Origin of the sequence: Coprococcus sp. AF16-5, from assembly GCF_003479365.1 — a bacterium.
In the GTDB taxonomy this organism is placed as follows: Bacteria; Bacillota; Clostridia; order Lachnospirales; family Lachnospiraceae; genus Coprococcus; species Coprococcus aceti.
Genome location: NZ_QUGZ01000001.1, coordinates 714,756 through 737,620 on the forward strand (window position 1 = coordinate 714,756; position 22,865 = coordinate 737,620).

Annotated in this window: 16 protein-coding genes; all 16 read right to left on the reverse strand. The window is 45.4% G+C overall.

What is annotated here, in order from left to right; all coding sequences use genetic code 11:
• Positions 1-46: 46 nt before the first annotated feature.
• The 16 genes from DWW70_RS03220 to DWW70_RS03305 all read right to left on the reverse strand — a co-directional run bounded on the left by DWW70_RS03220 (position 47) and on the right by DWW70_RS03305 (position 22,793).
• A complete protein-coding gene (locus DWW70_RS03220; RefSeq protein ID WP_117548786.1) occupies positions 47-1,504 on the reverse strand; it encodes an NCS2 family permease in 1,458 nt (485 codons plus the stop codon).
• Positions 1,505-1,702: 198 nt separating this feature from the next.
• A complete protein-coding gene (locus DWW70_RS15310) occupies positions 1,703-4,918 on the reverse strand; it encodes a glycosyl hydrolase 53 family protein (protein WP_158576505.1) in 3,216 nt (1,071 codons plus the stop codon).
• Positions 4,919-5,318: 400 nt separating this feature from the next.
• Positions 5,319-6,242, reverse strand: a complete 924-nt coding sequence (locus DWW70_RS03240) for a sensor histidine kinase (RefSeq protein WP_118649227.1) — start codon at positions 6,240-6,242, stop codon at positions 5,319-5,321.
• Positions 6,243-6,314: 72 nt separating this feature from the next.
• Positions 6,315-7,394 carry a translation elongation factor Ts gene (gene tsf / locus DWW70_RS03245; RefSeq protein WP_022216097.1) on the reverse strand — a complete coding sequence of 360 codons (1,080 nt, stop codon included), beginning with the start codon at positions 7,392-7,394 and terminating at the stop codon, positions 6,315-6,317.
• Between the two features lie 30 nt (positions 7,395-7,424).
• Entirely contained in the window at positions 7,425-8,159 is a 735-nt protein-coding gene (gene rpsB / locus DWW70_RS03250; RefSeq protein WP_055144098.1) for a 30S ribosomal protein S2, read from the reverse strand.
• Positions 8,160-8,341: 182 nt separating this feature from the next.
• Entirely contained in the window at positions 8,342-9,088 is a 747-nt protein-coding gene (locus DWW70_RS03255) for a hypothetical protein (protein WP_118649228.1), read from the reverse strand.
• Between the two features lie 19 nt (positions 9,089-9,107).
• The gene (locus DWW70_RS03260; protein ID WP_118649229.1) at positions 9,108-10,316 is read right to left on the reverse strand and encodes a DUF6115 domain-containing protein; all 1,209 of its coding nucleotides are present in this window, start codon (positions 10,314-10,316) and stop codon (positions 9,108-9,110) included.
• Positions 10,317-10,354: 38 nt separating this feature from the next.
• A complete protein-coding gene (gene codY / locus DWW70_RS03265; RefSeq protein WP_022216094.1) occupies positions 10,355-11,119 on the reverse strand; it encodes a GTP-sensing pleiotropic transcriptional regulator CodY in 765 nt (254 codons plus the stop codon).
• A gap of 321 nt (positions 11,120-11,440) precedes the next feature.
• Positions 11,441-13,525 (reverse strand): type I DNA topoisomerase, encoded by a 2,085-nt coding sequence (gene topA, locus DWW70_RS03270; protein WP_117874793.1) that lies wholly within the window; start codon positions 13,523-13,525, stop codon positions 11,441-11,443.
• 77 nt (positions 13,526-13,602) lie between these two features.
• Entirely contained in the window at positions 13,603-14,682 is a 1,080-nt protein-coding gene (gene dprA / locus DWW70_RS03275) for a DNA-processing protein DprA (RefSeq protein WP_055144090.1), read from the reverse strand.
• A 1-nt stretch (position 14,683) separates the two neighbouring features.
• Positions 14,684-16,216: a YifB family Mg chelatase-like AAA ATPase gene (locus DWW70_RS03280; protein WP_055144088.1), complete on the reverse strand. Its 1,533-nt coding sequence runs from the start codon at positions 16,214-16,216 to the stop codon at positions 14,684-14,686.
• A 120-nt stretch (positions 16,217-16,336) separates the two neighbouring features.
• Positions 16,337-17,227 (reverse strand): ABC transporter permease, encoded by an 891-nt coding sequence (locus tag DWW70_RS03285; protein WP_055144086.1) that lies wholly within the window; start codon positions 17,225-17,227, stop codon positions 16,337-16,339.
• The gene (locus DWW70_RS03290; protein WP_015533529.1) at positions 17,205-18,170 is read right to left on the reverse strand and encodes an ABC transporter ATP-binding protein; all 966 of its coding nucleotides are present in this window, start codon (positions 18,168-18,170) and stop codon (positions 17,205-17,207) included. Before DWW70_RS03290 ends, DWW70_RS03285 begins: the two co-directional genes overlap by 23 nt.
• On the reverse strand, positions 18,170-20,479 hold the full coding sequence (locus tag DWW70_RS03295) for a hypothetical protein (RefSeq protein ID WP_118649230.1): 2,310 nt from the start codon (positions 20,477-20,479) through the stop codon (positions 18,170-18,172). The genes DWW70_RS03290 and DWW70_RS03295 overlap by 1 nt, the downstream gene beginning before the upstream one ends.
• A gap of 180 nt (positions 20,480-20,659) precedes the next feature.
• Positions 20,660-21,619: a TIGR03943 family putative permease subunit gene (locus DWW70_RS03300; protein WP_015533531.1), complete on the reverse strand. Its 960-nt coding sequence runs from the start codon at positions 21,617-21,619 to the stop codon at positions 20,660-20,662.
• 31 nt (positions 21,620-21,650) lie between these two features.
• On the reverse strand, positions 21,651-22,793 hold the full coding sequence (locus DWW70_RS03305; protein WP_117874757.1) for a CobW family GTP-binding protein: 1,143 nt from the start codon (positions 22,791-22,793) through the stop codon (positions 21,651-21,653).
• Positions 22,794-22,865: the final 72 nt, after the last annotated feature.

The following is a 22,865-nucleotide window of genomic DNA, read 5'->3' on the forward strand; positions in this document are numbered from 1 at the left end:
CACTTATATGCGGGAACGCTTTGAATTCTCTTGTGTCACTAAATAATTACATAGTTACCGAAACGAATTTTACTATGAATAAGAGTGCAATAATTGTCACTACGATATCCTGCTTCTTATACTTGCCTGTGAACAGTGTGATAAGAACATATGTGATAGCGCCAAGACCGATACCATTTGAAATAGAGTATGTCAGTGGCATCATAAGGAATGTCACGAATGCAGGAACTGCTGAACGCATATCCTCCATATCAACCTTTGCAAAGTTCTTAGCCATAAGTACACCTACGAAGATAAGTGCTGGTGCTGTTGCACATGATGGAATGATGTTGGCAACAGGGCTGAGGAACAGACATACTGCAAAGCAGAGTGCTGTAACCAAACTTGTAAGACCTGTTCTACCACCTGCAGCGATACCTGAAGCTGACTCTACAAATGTTGTACATGTTGATGTACCGAGAAGAGCTCCTGATACAGTACCTATAGAGTCACACATCATACACTCGTCAAGTTTCATTGGGTCACCCTTCTCGTCAAGCATATTAGCCTGGGAAGCTGCACCATAGAGAGTTCCGATGGTATCAAACATATCTACCAGACAGAAGCTGACAACAAGCATGATTGCTGAGAACACACCGCCGATATACTCAGCAGAGAATGCATCCTTCCATGCCTGTCCCTGGAACACTCCGAGGAATCCGACTGAACCGAAATCCTTGAATGACTGTCCGATCGATGAGAAATCAAAGTTAGGTGCCTGAAGCATCATAACATAATATAATACTGTAGATACAAGGATACCTATGATAATGTTACCCTTTACATTAAGCTTTGCAAGGATCGCAATTATTATAAATCCTACAAATGCTACTATAGGAGGTGCGATCTGTGCAATAGCCTCCTTTGTGCTGCCAGCGCTTGTGATCACACCGTGGAAATCAAAGAACTGAACAAATGTATATGGGTTGTCCTGGATAAGTGTTGCATTCTTCAGTCCGATAAGAGCTATGAACAGACCAATACCTGCCGGAATTGACTTCTTAAGGCACTCAGGCATTGCAACTGCAATGTACTTTCTGAGTCCTGTCACTGAAAGGATCAGGAATACAAGACCTGATATCAATACTATTACCAGACCTGCCTGATAACCTCTGATAACACTCACACCTGCAAATGCTGCACCAGCTACAAAGATAGTACAGAAGAATGAGTTAAGTCCCATTCCGCAGGCCTGTGCAAATGGCATGTCCGCGAGGAACGCCATGAGAAGTGTTCCCACTATTGCAACAAGAATAGATGCGATGAATACAGCATTCCATACTGTACCAAGCTCACCAGCCATGTCTGGAACTGCCCCTGCCAGCCAGCCATTGCTGCCTTCTCCTGCAACCTGATTTGGATTGACCAGAACGATGTATGCCATGGCGAAGAATGTTGTAAGTCCTGCCATGATCTCGGTCTTGATTGTAGACCCACGCTCTGAGATTTTGAAGAATTTGTCCATGATTACTCTCCTTTTCTCGTTTTAGTATAATATAAACAAATACTTATCCATTCTATATCACTTAATGATACTTTTTCAACTACTTTTAAATAATTTCTTAATGTTTCTTACAAAAATTAAATAACATATAAACAAATAATAAAATAGTCCGGCCGGGTATTCCCCAATCGGACTATCGTATATATGTATTACTCTGTACTATTTTACTTTTTTGACAACAAGACCTCTCACTACTTTATATCTTGAACCTGATATCTTAACTATACCGGTAACTTCTGTGGCGATCTTGCCCTTCTTCACATAGTAGTTCTTGTGATTCTTAGGACTCTTTACTATTCCCGTCTTGCCTGACTGGAATACACCCTTGTAGATATAGCATTTAGCACCTGTTGTGGTACTCTTGAAGAAGCCTGTATAACCTGACTGGATTATACCTTTCTTTACATAGTAATACTTCTTATTCTTAGTGCTTCTGACAAGGGCTGTCTTGCTCTCTGCAAATTTGCCCTTTATTATGAGACACTGCTGTCCCTTTGAATTTCTGTAGAAACCTGTGTAAGCTGTATAAATCTTGCCATTCTTTACAAGATATGTTTTTCCCGTCTTAGGGCTCTTTACAAGTCCCTTGTATCCTGTCTTTACCACGCCATTTACAACATAGTAGTTGACTCCGGCACTCTTGACAAATCCTGTGTAATTCTCCTGAACCACGCCCTTCTTATAGAAGTAGGTCTTTCCATTCTCCTTCACAAGACCATTCTTGCTTGTATCAATAGAAGGAGTTGGGTCTGGTGTTGGATCTGGATCTGGTGTTGGTATTGGATCTGGTGTTGGATCCGGGTCCGGTGTCGGATCTGGGTCTGGTGTTGGATCTGGGTCCGGTGTTGGATCTGGATTTGGATCTGGTGTCGGTGTGATATCCGCATCCTTGTAGAGATATGCGTCATCCCATGTTCCCCATGCCTTACCTGATGCGGTTGCTCTCATTCCGACAACAACCTCTGTTGTCTCTTCCACTGTAAATCTAATCTCAGGATGCTGCCAGATTTTCCAGCCCTGTGGGACTGCAGGTGCGGATGCAAGTTCTGTATCTCCAGCTTTTGCATACACCTCATACACATCGTTATCTCCATTTGCACCGCCCTGAAGATATGCGCTGAACACATACTCTCCCGGCTCAAGTGTGATGGTCTGATATACATCATATGCAAAATCTGATGAATTGTAGTAGTGACCACAATATGCACCGTTTCTAAAATCTTCCTTTGTCTTGATTGCAAATCCCTTGCTTGTATCAGCGATGGTCCATCCCTCGTTTCCTGACTCAAATCCAGGATTTACAAGGATGTTCTCCTTTAATATTGTTACATTGCACTGAACCTCGACAGTCTCATCATTTACTGTCACAGTTCCCTTTACAGTACATGTTCCTGCACCGTAGTTCTTTACCTTCTCAAGTGCTCCATCCTCCCAAATGATGTCTGCGCTCTCTGAATTGCCATCATTGTAAGCTACTGTTGCTGCAGTCGGCAGAGCTACATTTGCAATATCTGTTATCTCGATTTCAACATCATCAACTGTTATTGAGACTACCTCTCTCTTTGTCTTTGTTCCTGTATGAACATAGGCAAATGTCTTGAGCGACTCAAGTGGGTGTCCTGTGAAGTCAAACAGTGCCTGGTTGTCAACTGCTGAACCGCCGTACCACTTGCCGGCGTCTGCTGCGTCGTACTCTCCTGCGTATGATGAAGCCCAGCCTGAACCGTACTTCTCCCATGCCTCCTTGTTGGCTGCAAGGACGTCTGCTGCATTCTCTGCAGATGAATCATACACATTTACAGGAAGCCATGCAGGCTCCCAGTAGAATACACCGATTCCTGATGAACCTGTATTCTTTACAGCCTTGATAACTGAGCTGATCTCATTTGCCTGTCCCTGAACTGATATGTCGTAGGTTGTTGAGTCATTTACGCCCTTTCTCACGGTGTTGTCATGTCCATCTCCGTCATCCAGTGTGTATGCCCATGATGTCTCTGCTACCATTACCAGCTTGCAGTATGTGTCAGCCACATTCTTGAGAACTGATGTGAGGTTGTCAAGTGTGCCATGCCATACAGGATAGTATGATGATGCAAATACATCGTAGTCTACATTGTATGTATTAAGTCTCTTTGCAAAATTTGCGTAATTGCCACTTCTCTCAGGATTGGTGAAATGGATGGCAACAAGGATATTCTTGTCGATGGCTCTCACCGCCTCGCTTCCGGCACTGAAGATCTTTGCCATGTTTTCCCAGTTCTTTGATGTTTCACCGCATATTCCGTTGGTCGTCTCATTTCCGATCTGAACCATACCCACATCAACGCCAGCATCGAGCAGAGTCTTAAGGCTCTCCGATGTGTATGACTTAACTGCAGCTACCTTCTCGTCAAGAGTAAAGTCAGCCCAAGCCTTTGGCACCTGCTGCTTACCTGGATCAGCCCAGAAATCTGAATAATGGAAATCCACAAGAAGCTTTATTCCGGCTGCTGTTGCATACTGTCCGATCTTCTTGGCTGTCTCCAAATCATTGTTACCGCCGCCGTAACCGTTTTTGTCTGCATCATATGGATCATTCCATACACGGACACGAACATAATTTATTCCACATGAAGCAAGGAACTTGAAGTATCCGATATCGTCAAGGTCATTGCCATCGAAGTCATAATACTTAACTCCACTGTTCTTCAGTGACACATAGGATGATACGTCTACACCCTCGATAAATGACTGCTTCTCTCCGTTCAGATCTGTGTATGTGAGATCACTCACGCGGTCCACATATATTCCAGCCTCTACAGGCTCAACTACATCTTCCTCGTCTGTAAGCTTGCAGAGCTTTACATTGTCTATCTTGCCCCAATATCCCTTGGCAAGACTGCCCTTGAATGAAATGCTGACATCAGTTGTATCCTCAAGAACGAACTCTTCTGTCTCATTTGTCGCCCATGCATCCCATCCGGTCGTGGCTCCAACAGCCTGTGACTTATCAGCGACAGATACTGTGAGTCCTGTATCCTGTGCATCGCCCTCGACATCATACTCCAGCTTGTATGTTCCCGCAGGAACAGCCACTACAGTCTGTGTGATGCTGACATCAGCCGCATCTGAAGCCCAGATATTAAGATAATATGTGGAGTTTACATTACTTCCACCGTTTTTTACAACAAGCTCAGCTCCCGATTCACTCTCTATAGTCCAGTTACTGCTGTCACCTGTTTCAAAATCGCCATTTGCAACCTTGAGTGTGTCCACCCAGCTCTCCGCAGCCTTCGCTGTTATCAGTGAAGCTCCAGATCCAAAGATCTGCCCTACCATAAGCGCTCCTGCAAGAACTGCACAGCCAATCTGCTTTACAATTCTCTTTCTTCTCATATATGCCCTCCTAATAAGTATTATTACGCAGACGCATCCCAATGCGCTCCGCGCGGCGTCTGCATTATCACAAGGATTCCTCCTTGCAATAATAATGTTGATCAACAGTTGCGCAACCGTTTGTCCTCATACTGATATATTAACATATTTGAGTTCTGGTTACCATGTCGCTTGTAGACAATGTTTTTAGGAATTATTTGTGTATTTTGTATATGTCAAAGCGCAACTTAAGCGCAATTTGTGTGCAATTTTGTGCGCAACAGAATAATATTATGTTATGTATTTTCAAATATGCACAATAAATTCCAACGCTTACACAAAGAAAACGCCCTGTTCATGATATGTTATGTAAACTTCATATCATGAACAGAGCGTTTTAACGTATACACACTGTATTATTCTATAATGTAACCTGGAATGTGATGTATCCATCCCCGTCACATCTTGCTGTTATCCTGCCCTTGTGAGACTCAACTATCGATTTGGCGAGAGAAAGTCCTATTCCCGAACCTCCGGTCTCCGAATTTCTTGAGCTGTCAGGTCTATAGAATCTCTCAAACAATATATCCTGAGAGCCCTCTTCCATGCCATCTGTGAGGTTTTTGAGAACAAACTTCACCTTTCTGCCATCACGCTTCAAGGATATACTTATATCCGCTGATTCAACAGCATACTTCATGGCGTTATCCACCAGTATGCTTATGAGCTGCCTGATGGAATTCTCATCTCCGACATACTTTATTCCATCTTCGATATCCGCGCTGATCTTCTTGCCTCGAACCTCCGACAGAGACGAGAAATGATCTATCACCTCATACGCCACATCAGACAGATCAAACTTTGCCTTCTCCTTCGGTTCAGGATTCTCATCCAGTCTGGAGAGAGCCACCATCTGATTTGTGAGCGCTGTCAGTCTCTTGACCTGATCCCTGGTGTTCTTCGTCCATTCACTCTCACCGTTCACCATCTCTATGACCTCGGTATTTGCATCTATGATAGTTAGGGGTGTCTTGATCTCATGGCTTGCATCGGTGATAAACCGCTTCTGCTTGGCATAACTCTCAGCCACCGGCTTGAATATCTTCTTTGACCAGAACAGCACCAGCATGAACACTGCAAGAAATCCCAGCAGGGACACTCCTACACTGTATACCAGCGTATTTCTGAACGACTCCAGCTCCTGGCGGCAGTCGACAAATATGATCCTGGTTCCATCCTCACAGTCAGCAACCTTGTATCTGTATATATCCGTAAATCCACTGTCTGAACCGCAATTACATAGATTATATTTTATACAGTGCTGGATATCAACAGAAACAGACAATAAAAAAGCCCCACGGCCAGCTCAAAAGCCAACCGCAAGGCAATTATTCATATATTCAGATACGGGATATGATTAAACGTTCATCTGCTTAGCAACCTCGGCTGCGAAGTCCTCGTTCTTCTTCTCCATTCCCTCTCCAACCTCGAAACGAACGAAGCTGGCGATCTTGAGATCCTTGTTAACTGACTCAAGGTACTTGGCAACTGTCTGCTTGCCATCCTCAGCCTTAACGTATACCTGATCAAGAAGGCTGATCTCCTTAACCTGCTTTGAGATACGTCCCTCAACAAGACCATTGAAGATCTTATCTGCAACGATAACATCCTTATCAGCGATAGCAAGCTCTGCAAGCTGTGCCTTTGCCTCCTTTGAAAGGAAGTTGAATAAGAAGTTCATGTTGCTCTTCTTCTCTTCGTAGATAGCTACATCCTCTGCGCTCCATACGCCGTCAACAGCCTTTGCGATAAGCTTGTTAAGGATTGGCTTTGGAAGTGTATCAGGTGCATTAAGTGCACTGTCAACTGTGATCTCCTTAAGCTTAGCCATAGCGTCTGCTGAGATATCAGCTCTGCTGATGTACTGTGGATTCATAGCTGCGATCTGCATAGCTACGTTCTTGAGTGCTTCCTTAGCAGCGTCATCGCTTGCGCCGTTACCAGCTACGATAACACCGATTCTTCCATTGCCGTGTAAGTAGTCAACTACTACATCGCCTGAAAGCTTCTGGAATCTACGGAATGATAACTTCTCTCCGATTGTTGCTGTCTTGTCAACAAGGGCTTCCTTAAGACCATTCTCTCCGAGAAGTGCCTCAACATCCTCGCCATCCTTGCCACCAACAAGTGATGAAGCAAGTGCCTGATCAGCGATCTGCTGAACAAATGTCTGGAATATCTCGTTCTTAGCAACGAAGTCTGTCTCTGAGTTAACCTCTACAACAACACCTGTTGTACCATTAACTGCTGCACGGCAGATACCCTCTGCTGCGATTCTGCTTGCCTTCTTCTCAGCCTTAACTGCACCGCTCTTACGAAGTACATCTACTGCTGCTTCCATATTACCATCAGTCTCTGCAAGTGCCTTCTTGCAATCCATCATACCGGCACCTGTGAGCTCTCTTAACTCTTTAACCTGAGCTGCTGTGATTGCCATTTTATTTCTACCTCCGAATATTTGTTATAATTACTCCTCTGTAGTCTCCTCAGCCTCTGCCTCATCTACTGAATCAGCGTCAACACCCTGCTGAGCCTCGATAACAGCGTCTGCCATCTTTGAAACGATAAGCTTTACAGCTCTGATAGCGTCGTCGTTACCAGGGATTACATAATCAAGCTCCTCTGGATCACAGTTTGTATCAGCGATACCAACAAGCTTAATTCCAAGTGACTGAGCCTCCTGGATACATATTCTCTCCTTCTTAGGATCAACAACGAAGATCATGTCTGGGATTCTCTTCATGTTCTTGATACCGCCAAGATTCTTCTCGAGCTTCTCCATCTCCTTCTTGATCTGGATAACTTCCTTCTTAGGAAGAACGTCAAATGTACCGTCCTGCTCCATCTCCTCGTACTTCTTAAGAGTAGCGATTCTTGTCTGGATTGTCTTGAAGTTTGTAAGCATACCTCCAAGCCATCTCTCATTTACATAGTACATACCGCAACGCTCTGCCTCGCTCTTGATTGAGTCCTGAGCCTGCTTCTTTGTACCAACGAAAAGGATTGTTCCACCGTTTGCAACACAATCACCGATTGCATTGTAAGCATCGTCAACCATTCCTACTGACTTCTGAAGATCGATGATGTAGATACCATTACGCTCTGTGTAGATGTATGGCTTCATCTTAGGGTTCCATCTTCTTGTCTGGTGTCCGAAATGTACACCTGCCTCTAATAACTGCTTCATTGAAATAACGCTCATTTTTTCTACCTCCATGGTTAAAATCTTCTGCCGGCATCAACTCTTTGGACCACCCGAGCACAGGCACCACGCCAACTATCAACCAGCATGTATATTTGTTATGCGCACTCACGCAATCGACATTGTAACACAAAAAAAAAGTGCATTCAAGCACTTTTTTCTTGTGTTTTATATATTTTTATTTACTGATGACCTAAAAGGATCCACACTATTCCGCCATTTGTCTCATTGCCGGTGAATGTATATGTTCCAGGCACAAGACTGCCTGAATATCCTGACCTGAGCAGCCAGTCATAATACTCATCCGCATCCCTTATCCCTATCTGTGCCAGGAGCTGACATATCTCGTATGCAGATGTTCCAGATCCAAATGTGATCTCTCCGCCGCCATTGTCATACTTGATGGCACTCGCTTTCACAGCCTCTGTCGCCGCCTCGGTAGTCTTATTTGTGCTGCTTCCTGAACCGGTCTGCGAATTCTTATCCTCTGTATAGCCGTTGTCCTTGGCAGATGGAACTCTCTCTGTCTTATCAGAAAGGCCTCCGTTGTTATCTGTTGTGCCGGTTCCATTTGACTTGTCGGAGCTTCCGGTCGTACCGCTATTGCTTCCACTGCCGCTCTCTGCATCGCTCTTGCCATTTTCTGACTTGCCTGTCTCTGTTGTAGTCTTATCGGCATTGGCATTCTTTTCCGTGGTTACTTTCTCTGTCGTTGTCTTTTCTGTCGTCTTATCCTCGGTCTTCTTCTCTGTTGTCGTCTCTGTGGAAGAATCCTCTGTGCTCTTATCCTGCTGCTGACTTACGACCGCCGTCTTGCCCTGACCTGAATCAGTTTTTCCGGCATTTCCAAAATTAAACGCAACAGTCATGGTAAGTGCTCCTATCACCAGCCCTGTACCAAGGCCTCTGAAATAACTTTTTTTATACATAGCTTACCTCCCGGACTGATTACTGTTTGTCAGCCTCATTGATCTTGTCTATCATAACCTTAGCCTCTCCAACTCCTATTCCAAGTTTGTTTGCGATCTCCATGATGCTGAGTCCCTTCTTGTGCAGATCTGCAACCTGCGACTCTACATCTGTGCCTTCATCCCATATATCAACAACCTTGTTCTGAGCGGCTTTCTTCTTTTTTCTCTTCTTTGAACGATTGTTTCTAGATCTGGCAGCATTGTTATTCTCAGCGATCGCTGCGGCTGCCTTCTCAGGATTTTCAGCCTCTACCACTGTAAATGCACTGTCTGTTACCGGTGCATCCTCCACACTGACTGCTTTCTCGGCAGCCTCTGCATCTGCAGCAGCCTCAGTGCTGCTCTCTGACTCGGTATTCTCTTTCTGCGCTTCACCCTCGGATGTCTCCGACTTATCATTGTCAGCGATACCGTCTGTCTTTACGTCATCTTCTGCTTCAGCATCAGCTTTAGTCTCAGCTCCATCTGCTGTCTCTGTCTTATCTGCTGCCTGAGAATCATTTTCTGACTGAGCTTTCTCTGCATCCGGCTCAGTCTTCTCTGATCCGTTATCTGCCTCCGCAGGCTCTGACTCGGAAGTCTCTACAGTCTCAGGCTCATCGTATGTCACAGGCTCTTTCTCGCTGGTGTCATCCGGATCATATGCCTCGTATGCGTCCTTAAGGCTCTGGTTGATGTAATCTATCATCTGCTTCTTGGCCTTCTCTGACAACTGTTTCTCACAAGCCTCAAGCTCTGTCTGCATCTTCTTCTTTGCAGCCTCTATACCCTCCTCGTATGCCTTGACTGCATCATCTATCTTCTTCTGGGTATCAGCCTGGGCTGTCTCATTTGCCTTGACTGTGCCGGCTCTGAATTCATCCAGCTCCTTCCTTGTGCTGTCCATGAGCTCACTCATTTCCTTCTTTGAACTCTCTCTCATCTCAGCAAGCTCTTTTTTCGATGACTCCCTGACCTCATCAAGGCCCTTTTTCATGTCTGATTTCACAGCTTCGCCCTGTTTCTTCAGCTCATTCTTCTTCTTCTCTACAAGGCTGTCACAATACTCATCAAGCTTCTTCTCCAGATTCTCCCTGCTTTCATCCATCACAGAATTCTCTGTATTCTCTTTTGGACCGTCAGTGAGGAAAAAGCTTACTATCACTATCGCTACACCTACTATCAATGTCACTATTGCCGGTATCATATACGTCTCTCCTTTTCGATATATTTATAATTCTGTTCTCAGGCATTCTTCAGTTCATCAAACACCACATCATTCAGCACTTTTATGTACGTGCCCTTCATTCCCGATGATCTCGCCTCGATAACACCTGCGCTCTCAAACTTTCTGAGTGCGTTCACTATAACCGATCTTGTTATGCCTACCCTGTCTGCGACCTTGCTTGCCACCAGTATTCCCTCTTCTCCGTCAAGCTCGGAAAAAATGTGTTTGATCGCCTGCAGCTCTGAAAACGACAGAGTGTTGATCGCTGATCTCACTATGGCCAGCTTGCGGTTCTCCTCAGCATTCTCCTCATTGAGCGCCCGCATCATCTCAAGTCCCACAACGGTGGTTCCATATTCGCCAAGAATGATGTCATCTATATCGTACTCAGTCTGAAGTCTGTACAGAAACAGAGTTCCAAGTCTCTCTCCTGCTATATCAATAGGAAGGAGCAGACCATGATACTTGTCTATATCCTTTCCATCAAATCCAAGTGTCGTCAGATTAACATTCTCCTTAGTGGACAGGACGAGAAGAAGACGTTCGTTGAGCATGTTGTCTATGAGACTTCCTACCTTACCCTCAATGAGCTCATGGATCTCCGGAATATCCTCTCTGTTCTTGAGTCCGAGTATCTTGCCCTTCTTGCTTATTACCATCACGTTTGAAGCAAGAATGTCGCTGAGCACATCACAAATGTCATTAAAAACAACCTTATGTGAATTGTTATTGTGCAATAACTTGTTGATTTTTCGTGTTTTATCTAACAATTGTACACTCATAAGTTATCCTCCATTTTTTTATGTAACAAAAAGTATCTTTTGCTCGAAATATTATGACTATTTGTGATTCTACCACAACAAGATTGACATAACAACCATATTTTATGTAAAGTTGTCCTAAAAACAAAGATTTAAGAAAGTGTTGATTTTACTGGATTTTTCAGCCACAACATATAGTGGTCAGTCTTTTTTTCGACACAATTTTAATAATTATGACAACCATACACTTCTTTTAATTTTTCTACAATTCAACAAAAAAACAGACAAATTCACTAATTGTCTCCAATTAGGAATCTGTCTGTCACATATCTTATATCTTAATTATTTATCAGCAGTCTCCGCCGCCTTGTTGTTGCAGGTATAACCACACTCCTGATCTGAGCATACCAGCTTATTGCCCTTTACTATCATGTACTTTCCACATTCAGGACATTTCTCATTGCTTGGCATTGCCCATGACATGAAATCACACTCAGGTGCATTGATACATCCATAGTATCTTCTGCCCTTTCTCGTCGTCTTGATGACCACGTCTCCGCCACACTTAGGACAGGTAACACCTATCTTCTCGTAGAACGGCTTTGTAAATCTGCACTCAGGGAATCCAGGACACGCCAGGAATTTGCCGTGAGGACCATACTTGATGACCATGTTTCGTCCGCACACGTCACACACTTCCTCGGACACCTCATCCTCTATCTTGATGGACTCAAGTTCTGCCTCCGCCTTCTTCACCGCCTCGTCGAGATCCGGATAGAAATTGCGGACAACCACTTTCCAGTCCACGGTTCCCTCTCCTATCTTATCGAGAAGGGACTCCATGTTAGCCGTGAAATTCACATCTATGATAACCGGGAACGCCTGCTCCATGCTCTGGTTAACCGCATCACCTATGGCTGTCACATATAACTTCTTCTGTTCCTTCGTTATATATCTTCTCGCAAGTATGGTCGATATGGTTGGAGCATAGGTACTTGGTCTTCCAATTCCAAGCTCCTCCAATGTCTTGACAAGCAATGCCTCTGTATATCTTGCAGGCGGCTGTGTAAAATGCTGTTTCTCCTCAAGGCCGTCAAGCTCCAGCACATCGCCCTCAGCAAGATTGTTGATTCCCGCAACTGTCTCTCCTCTGTCATTGTCCAGATTGTATACAGCAAGGAATCCGTCAAATGCTATCTTTGATGCGGATGTCTGGAATGTCGCATCGCCGCAGCTTACCTTTACACTCTTGACAGAATATACCGCCCCCGCCATCTGGCTTGCAAGGAAACGATTATATATGAGCTGATACAGTCTGAACTGATCCCTTGAGAGCTGTTCCTTTACCATGACCGGTGACAGAGTCACATCTGTAGGTCTGATAGCCTCATGAGCATCCTGTATCTTCTTGTCTGTCTTGGCGCGTCCATTTGAATCGCCAATATATATCTCACCGAAATTGTCCGTTATATATTTGTCAGCAGCAGCAACTGCTTCCTCTGATATTCTAGTGGAATCTGTTCTCAGGTATGTTATGAGACCTATCGTTCCACGGCCCTTGATATCAACTCCCTCATAGAGCTGCTGTGCGATCCTCATCGTCTTGGATGTCGCAAAATTGAGCTTCGATGAAGCCTCCTGCTGCAACGTACTTGTTGTAAATGGCAGCGGTGCCTTCTTGTTTCTCTCACTCTCTTTTATGGACTTTACAACGTACTCTCCATCTTGAAGACCGCTGAGTATCTCATCGAGGGCCGCTCTGCCTGATATCTCTTCCTTATTCTTACCATCTCCGGTAAACTTGAACGTGATAGGCTTCTTGAGCTTGCCGCCGGTCAGATTCGCGTCCAGTGTCCAGTATTCCTGCGGGATAAAATCATTTATCTCCTTCTCCCTGTCACACACGAGCTTGAGTGCAACAGACTGTACACGTCCGGCAGAAAGACCTCTCTTGATCTTTGCCCAGAGAACCGGGCTGATCTTGTAACCAACAAGTCTGTCGAGCACTCGTCTCGCCTGCTGGGCATCCACAAGGTTCATATCTATGTCCCTTGCCTGCTTTATAGAATTCTTTACCGCATTCTTTGTAATCTCATTGAACGTAATTCTCTTGTAATCCTTATTCTCCAGCTTAAGTGCTTTCATCAAATGATAGGATATAGCCTCTCCCTCACGGTCCGGGTCAGTTGCGAGATAGATCTTGTCGGCCTTCTTAACCGCTTTTCTCAGAGCGGCAAGAATATCACCTTTACCCCTTATAGTGATATATTTGGGCTCGAAATCATTATCAACGTCTATTCCCATCTGACTCTTTGGCAGATCTCTCACATGGCCATTCGAAGCAATCACCTCATAGTTTGATCCAAGAAACTTTTTTATTGTCTTAGCTTTAGCTGGAGACTCAACAATAACAAGATTTTTTGCCATAGCTATCTGTCCTTTCTGTAGGTTTCCTGTAATTCTTATCATCCCAGAGCATCTTCCGACAGTGTTCATTTTCATGGTCAGGCTCTGACATAATAATTTCTTACCAACTGTTTTATCAATCTTTTCTGTTCTAATTCATACAATATCTGAGTCACCTCAGACACTGAAATCCCAGTCTCGAAGCATATATCATCTATATGCCTTGATTCCAAACGTACACAACTATACACTTTTTTCTCTGCAGGCGCAAGTAAATTTTTGTTAAACGCCTTTGATTCAGCTCGGTTTATGCCCATTTCATCAAGTATATCCTCCACCTGTGTGACACACACCGCCCCCATTCTGATAAGTCCGTTACAGCCTCTGCTGCCCGAATCCGTGATCCTCCCGGGAACAGCATACACTTCCCGCCCCTGCTCCAGCGCCTGGTCCGCAGTGATCAGAGAACCGCTTTTTTCCCTCGCCTCAACGATGAGCACACCGGACGAAAGTCCACTGATTATCCTGTTCCTGTACGGGAATCTGAAAGCATCCGGTCTTATGTCAAGCCCACATTCCGACAGCACTACTCCGCCGCCATTTCTTATGTCGTGATATATATCATAGTTCTCCCTCGGATACGGAACATTTATACCACTTCCGAGCACAGCCACAGTCTTTCCTCCGGCCTTCATGGCAGCTCTGTGCGCAGCGCCATCTATTCCCAGTGCCATTCCACTGACTATAGTAACCCCTGATGCTGCAAGCTCCCCCGACAGCCTGTCGGCAGCTTCCCTTCCGTACACAGAGGCCTTTCTTGCCCCTACCACCGCAACCGCAGGGTCCAGATCCGCCAGCACATCCACATCCCCTGCTGCAAACAGAAGCATTGGGGGATCCGGTATATCATACAGCTTCCCGGGATACAGCTTATGTCCCGGATAAATATATGAAATATCATTTCTTCGAAGCTCCTCTGCATATGCCACAACTTTCCCGGCATCCCTGTATTCAAGGAATCCGTCAGCCTGAGCCTGTGTGAGTTCATCCCGAAGCTGTTCCTCAGAAGTGTTCCACAGTCCTCTTATACCTCCGTATTTCATGGCAACGTTCATCTTCACAGTGTGAGTCATCCTGCTTATCATCCCAAACCAGAGATAAAGTAATTCCTCCGTCATGTCACACACCTCCCTGAATGTCCGCATTTCTGAAGAACACCGCTTCTCTCATGTGTTTTATCCCGACCTCAGGATCTCCATCGAGATCCGCAATAGTCCTGGCTATCTTGAGTACCCTGTATGCTCCTCTCGCAGTCATATCCATATCGGCAAAACAGTTCTCCATGAAATTCTTTGCCTCGCCGTCAAGTACTACATATTTACTGCATAATGCCGAATCCATCTGGGAATTGAACCGTATATTTTCACCGCTGAACCTTTCACTCTGTATCCTCTGGGTCCTCAGCACACTCTCCCTCATTTCTGCTGAATTCTTCCCTGTCCGGCCACCAAATAACTGTCTGCAGTCCACCTTCCTAACATCCACATTTATATCTATCCTGTCAAGCAGAGGCTTGCTTATCCTGGCATTATAATTCCTGATCTGCCTGACCGTGCATGTACACCTGTTCATATCCGGGTACTGTCCGCAGGGGCATGGATTTCTCGCCGCAACCAGCATGAAGTCCGCAGGAAATCTGTATATTCCACCAAGCCTTGATATACTGACCTCACCGTCCTCAAGGGGCTGTCTCATGACCTCGAGCACGTTCCGGTTAAACTCCGGCAGCTCATCGAGAAACAGCACACCACCGTGTGCAAGACTTATCTCTCCTGGTCTCGGATTATGCCCGCCGCCGGACAGGGCATGCAGGGATATCGTATGATGAGGTGCCCGGAATGGACGGCGGTTTATTATATGACAGGATTCATCCAGAAGCCCCGCCACACTGTACACCTTCGTTATCTCTATACTCTCCTCAAGGCTGAGTCTCGGAAGTATCGTCGGGATACGTCTGGCTATCATGGATTTGCCTGCCCCGGCGGGGCCTGTCATGAGTATGTTGTGCATTCCCGCCGCGGCTATCTCCACTCCACGTTTAAGGGATTCATGCCCCATTACCTCAGAGAAATCCACTTCAGCTTCATCCCCTGACGTATCCAGCATGGCTTCTACATCAACATATTCAGGCTCTATGGTCTGTATACCACTCAAGTGATCGACCAGCTCTCCTATACTTGTGACCGGTATAACAGTCATCCCACGTATAATGGCGGCCTCCCTGGAATTCCCCGCCGGCACTATACAGCTCCTCACACCTTCGCTGTACGCAGAGTGAACTATGGACAGCACACCGCTCACCGTATTCACATGTCCATCAAGCCCCAGCTCTCCAAGGATAAGTATGTTCTTTATATTGTCTGTTGGAATAACGCCCATGGACGCCAGCATACCCGCTGCGATGGGCAGATCGAAGGCAGTGCCTTCCTTTCTGATATCCGCCGGAAAGAGATTGATCGTTATTCTCTTCGGAGGAATGTTGAAACCAGAATTGCGCAGTGCAGTCCGGACCCGTTCTCCTGCTTCCTTCACGCAGGAGGACAGGTATCCGACCATATTCATAACGGGAAGCCCATCGTGTATATCCGTCTCCACTGATATGAGCGTCCCGTCGATTCCCTGTACAAGTCCACTTAATACTTTACTATACATAAGCAAGTGCTCCTTCCCGCTCTGCCGAGCAGCCTCTCCATCGGAGCACATATTACACTAAAAAGGATATCCCATAATCAAACACAAGTCAAACTCCATTTTGTATACCTGTTTGGAATATCATATCCTTGACTTTTTCCTTTTTCTGCTGCCCTTAACCAGCTTCACCGAAGCCACCTTAAGCAGCACAAATGATGCTGCGAGATTCACACACACTGAGATCACGGCCATATGATCCACCACGAAATTCGTGTATTTACCGTATCCCGTCATGGTTTCCACCACAGATTCATTCTCGAGCAATCTGACGAAATTTTCTGCTATCCATATGGCAGGATTGACTGCATAGCAAACTGCCTTTCCCATCATATAAGCAGCATAACTGCTTCTTGAACCGTCCGACATATACATCATGGATTCAAAAACTTTTCCTATCGCACATGATAAAAACACAACAGTGGCTATAGTCACTATGGTTGATATGGCTGCCGACACAGAAGTTCTCTTCACGCAGGAGTAAAATATTCCGATACTACCAACGTATATATCTATAAAGAGAACCATTCCAAGGTATTTGAACAGTTCGTCCCAGCCCATTCCTCCAACTATGAATGCAACCGCCATAAACGGAAGAGTTGCTATGACATACATTGCCGTGGTGGCAACTGCCGACAGGAGCTTTCCGGCAACTATCGATATAGGTCTTACCGGAGTCGTCAGCATGATCTCAAGCGTCTGTCTCTCCCTCTCACCGGATATCGAGGTGGATGTGATTATCGGAACTATGAGTCCTATTATGCACAGCTCACACACCGCAAGCACAGGAAACATCTGTGCAATATTTGAATAATATACCTGATATGCTGAGCCTCTGCTCGTCATGAAGAGCATTCCGACAACCAGCGCAAACAGGCAGTTGATGAGTGTTATCGTCACGACCATTCTGGCACTTCTCGCATTTACCAGAATATCCTTCTTCAATATGGGATTAATAATTGTTCTTCGCGCCACGATTCTCACCTCCCGTAATCTTAAGGAACAGGGATTCCAGATCTTCCTTCTCCCTGAAAAACTGATGAACGTGCACACCGTTGTCCACAAGACTTCTGAGAAGCTCGGCGTCAGACTCCCTCGTGCCTGAATAATAGACAAGAATTTCTCCATCTTGTATACTTATGCGATCCACATTGAATCTTTCCTTCACAATGACAGATATCCTGTTGGCTGAGGCCTCCGCATCAAGTCCCAACATATATCCCTTTATCCTTACAGGAGGCATGTTCTTATCACCATTTACAATCTCATCCACGCTTCCGCTGGCCACTATCTTTCCGTGGTCTATGACACCTATACTCGTACACATCTCTGAAAGCTCCGGCAGAATATGCGAGCTTATCACAATGGTCTTGCCCATCTCCTTCAGATCACGCAGTATATTCTTCATATCATGTCTTGACCTTGGATCCAGACCCGAACTCGGCTCATCGAGCACCAGAAGCTCGGGATCATGTATGAGCGCTCTTGCTACACAGAGTCTCTGCTTCATACCTCTTGAAAGGCTGTCGACGAACTCGTCCTTTTTATCCTGAAGGGCGACAAGCTCCAGATATTTATCTGCGACATTCTCCACTTCCCGCTTGCTCATGCCGTACATGGAGCCATAAAAATCCATGTACTCCATGACCTTCAGATTGTCGTACACACCGAAAAAGTCAGGAACATATCCTATCTTCCGTTTCACATCCGCAGGTCTGCCAAGTGCGTCTACACCGTCTATGGTGACCTTTCCCGATGTGGCTTTAAGGAGTCCGCACATGATCCTCATGGTTGTCGTCTTACCGGCACCATTTGGTCCGACAAATCCGAATATCTCGCCCTTATCAATATGAAGGTTCATATGATCGAGCGCAACAAACTTTCCATATCTCTTGGTGAGTTCTTCTATATCAACCATTACCGGACACCTCCCCTCGCACTGATATGTGGAAGATAACTGTCCACATAATAATCTCCCTGCTGAGGAGATATAAATCTCATAGCCAGGCATCCGTCCGACATATATTTGTCAAGTTCCTGCCCCTTTATGATCGTCTGTCCATCGGCAAATACCGTGTCATATTCGCCGGTCTCTCTGTTGAGCATCTGCACTACGACCTTGTTCTTGCCGCTTCCCGTCTGAGTCTTATCGTATATCAGTTCCGTTATATCATCATTCTTGCCAAATCTGATGTTAACGTCCACGGTTTCAGAATACATCAACAGATCGTCATCACCATAATCTGATCCGCCGATTCCATTCTCATCCCTGTCATAAATGCTGTAATAATAAACTCCATCCACATCCTCATATTTTAGGGTATCTATGTCGTATACCATATAACTGCCATAATTTTCCGTATTGGCATCACTCATCATATCCGGATCCCGCTGTATGGTTCCCCACACAGCCACAACGCCGTCATCTGCAGCGAGTCTACTGTACTGGGCAAGCCGGAGCTGCATGTAATAATTTCTGGACCATTCCGCCGACGATTCATCATCTCCGAAATAATCCTCACCATACTTCTTCGTGTAATATGATCTCATTCCGTCAAGTATGGAGCCGCCGTCAAATTTGTGGGTATTCTTCCTGCTTATCCGTATGGTATCTCCCGCTCTCAGGACATCAGCAACGTAATAATATCCCTCGGACATGACCACAAGATTCTCCACATCGTACGAGGTGTCATTTGTCAATGTTCCCTCAAAGCCATCTGTATATAATGTCAAATTCTTCCGAATCCTTCCAATATCGTTGCTTCCAGCAAAGCTTGCATTAGCTGATATAGTGCCAAATGAACGATTGCTGTAATAATTCAGTGTAACGCCATCTTTTCCATCATTTTTTACCACATTGAGATTGTCATAAAAGCTGGATCCCATGGAATCATCCATCTCGATGTTGGAATATTTGCTGTTGATGTCTATCTTGTATTGGCCTGATCTGCCGCCTATTATATATGAATATGCATCCTCCCGCTTGGTATCACCGCTTATATCCGCAGCCACAAATGTAAGTCCGATAGGCTTTGTAACTCTGTACTTGAGGCTTACCATATATATGGCACCTGTACCGATAATTGCACATACCGGGATAACTCCCCATATGAGCTCCTTCTTTTTGAGCCTGCTGAGGACGATGTACGCCACAGGACCACACACAATGATATATATGATCAGCACGAGCATAATGACAACAGGTGACGGGGTGCTTCTCTTGTTGGCTGCATTTGCCACATCATATCCATAATATGTGCCACCATAATACCAGCCTCCATCGATCCATTTCTGTGTCATATCCGTAAAGCCTGCCTCCAGAGCAGCCTGCGCCTGGGCAGTCTTATCCTTCTCATCCGTCTGTGCAAGCGAATACGGGAGCACCACTATCCTGCCATATCCCATATTCAGATAGGACCCATCTGAGCCGTCCAGCTCATGAACCTTCTGTGTGTCATTCACAGCGGAGACAAAATCGCCGTCAAAGCTGCTGAGTTCATTTTCACCTGACGATTTTGCCAGTATCATAGCTCCACCACTGTACACCCATTGTTTTATGGCAGCACTCTGCTTCTCTGACAATCCCGACAGATCATAATCATCCACCAACAGGTACTCTATAGCCTCCAGTCCCTCCTCGGACTCAGGAATGTCTGAGGGTGATAATGCAACAGTCTCTACCTTTGCATTATCATACACATTGTCCATGGAGACATCCTCTATATAAGACATGGCATCCTGTCTGTCACTCATCACGCCCACCGCAACTACCATATCATTGCCCTCTATACTCAGTGAATCCCGCTCTGAGTACACCAGCTCTCCGTCACTGTCCTTGATCTCAACCTTTGCTATACCGGAGCCCATATTATCGACACAGAATTCCAGCTCTGTATTTTCTCCTGCCTTTAATTCCACATCTCTGGCATATGTCATATTCTTCGTGCCAAAGCCTTCGGAATAGCTCGTCTGTACAGACACATTTCCCGCAAAATCTGTGTCGCACACAATATCCAGCCTGATAACACTGCCTCTGTCATTTACCGCATATCCATTGAGTCCATACTTTAGCTGTATATCAAAATCAGGGTTATTTTCAATTATCCTCTGTTCAACCCGTCCATATGCACTATCTGTGTTCGTTTCCGCCATAGCTGGACAGATCATACCTCCAAGCAGCATAAGTGCAACCGCACCGCCACACGCAAGTTTCGCCGATCTGATCATAAGTCTTTCCTTCCAATTTGACTTTATTTTTTACACTAAACTTATAATAAATTCTGCTGGTAAATAACGCAACTTACACTTTCGTAAGGACACGTCAAAGCTCTTCCGGCATTCCCCGGCCGCGCAAAAAAAGCTCCCCGGATACATCAAATATCATGTATTCAGGGAGCTGCTCAACTCTTAACTGAAATATACTACCTCTTCATCAGGCGCACTTGTGAGCGTGACCTTCTCTGCTGTGAGAACAGGTCCTTCACCTTCAAAATCTGGGTAATACTCGTAGCCTATCTTGGCTGTGACATCAACCCACTGTCTGTCCACAAGATTCTTAGCACCCTGATAATAGCACTTGAATCCGACAAACTGGATATCCTCAACACAGCATGTCATGGCGAATCTTCCAGGAACAAATGCATTGCTGCCGTACTGCTTAGGTCTAAATACCATGGCCTTGAAGTGGATCTTCTTGCCGTCGTATCTCTCTTTCATGTCAGATGCATCCACATACCAGATACCGAAATCGTCATCCGGCAGTTCTATCACATCTGCGCTCACATCGTATGGCAGATCCTCAGGTTCATTTGTCTCAGGTGCAATGGAGCCATCTTTCATCTCAAAGATGATCTGTGCTCTTCTGTTCACCGCCTTGATGGATCTTCTCCACTCAGGTATCTTGGAATTCTCATCACACCTGTTGAAGATGACCATGTCCGCACTGTTGAACTGCTCAACCATGGTTGCCTTCATGTTCTGTGAGTACACATCGTATGTCTCCGCATTCACAAATGAGATAACCTGGACAACCGTCCATCCCTTTGGAACCCTTATCTCAAATATCTTATCGAGCTTCCACATACCATTGTACTCGATCATGACCTGTTCCGGATTGTATTTGTCCTGAAGGTCAAGGAGATGGTCTGTGGTGAGCTGATCTTCCTCTATGAACTCTGTATATATATTAGCCTTCTTCAGAGCCTCAAGATCATACTCCTCCTCTCCGTCCTCACAGACGAGAAGAAGTGTCTTGGCTCCACCTGTAAAGCCTCTGTCCATCAGGGTCTCCTTGGCAAATGTTGTCTTACCGCTCTCAAGGAATCCCATGAACACATATACAGGTATCTCTTTATTCTGACGTCCCATCATATTAACTCCTTATCATAGAACAACCTGCTTAAACCTCGAACAATTCTGCAAGGTCGTCCTCCTTAAGCTTGCTTCCTATTACGCAAAGCTTACCAGTGATGTCAGCCTTGCCCTTTCTGATCTCGAACTCGCCTGGTACAAGATCAAAGTACAGCCACTCACCTGCATCGCTAGGAACGATACCCTTTGCTCTGAGGATAACACCGTACTTCTCTGTGTCAGCCAGAGTGTCAAGGATCTCTCTGAGCTTGTCCTCATTGTACTTGTGAGGAGTCTCCTTGCCCCAGCTTGTAAATACCTCATCTGCGTGATGATGGTGGTGATCGTGGTCATGGCAGCCACATGTGCACTCATCGCCATGGTCGTGATCATGATGATGATCGTGGTCATCGTGGTCGTGGTGATGCTCGTGCTCGTCGTGATCGTGGTGATGCTCGTGCTCATCGTGGTCGTGATGATGCTCATGGTCGTGATGATGGTCATGGTCGTGACAGCCACATGTGCACTCATCGCCGTGGTCATGGTCATGATCATGTCCCTTCTTGGCCTCATCCATCATAGTCTCCTCAAGAGACTTGTAGTTCTGCATAGCCTCTCTGATGGCTGCTCCATCGATCTCATCCCATGGAGTTGTGATGATGGTTGCATGATCGTTCTTCTCTCTGATCATGGCTACAGCCTTCTCGATCTTATCCTGTGTGGTTGTCTGTGTTCTGCTCAGGATGATAGTGTTGGCACTCTCGATCTGGTTATTGAAGAACTCACCGAAGTTCTTCATATATATCTTAACCTTTGACACATCGGCAACTGTTGTGTAGCTGTCGAGCTCAACATCAAGATTGCCTGATACATCCTTTACTGCCTTGATAACATCAGACAGCTTACCAACTCCTGATGGCTCAATGATGATCCTGTCAGGTGTGTAATCTGTGATAACCTGCTTAAGTGCAGTACCGAAATCTCCGACCAGTGAACAACAGATACAACCTGAGTTCATCTCTGTGATCTGAACGCCGGCATCCTTCAGGAAACCGCCATCGATTCCTATCTCACCAAACTCGTTCTCTATGAGAACCAGCTTCTCGCCCTTAAATGCCTGCTCAATAAGTTTCTTGATCAACGTTGTCTTACCGGCCCCAAGGAAGCCTGAGATAATATCAATCTTTGTCATATCAATCACTCCTTAAACAAATTTATATTAAGACTGTGCAGTAAATACACAGTCTTTGATACCTACATCCAC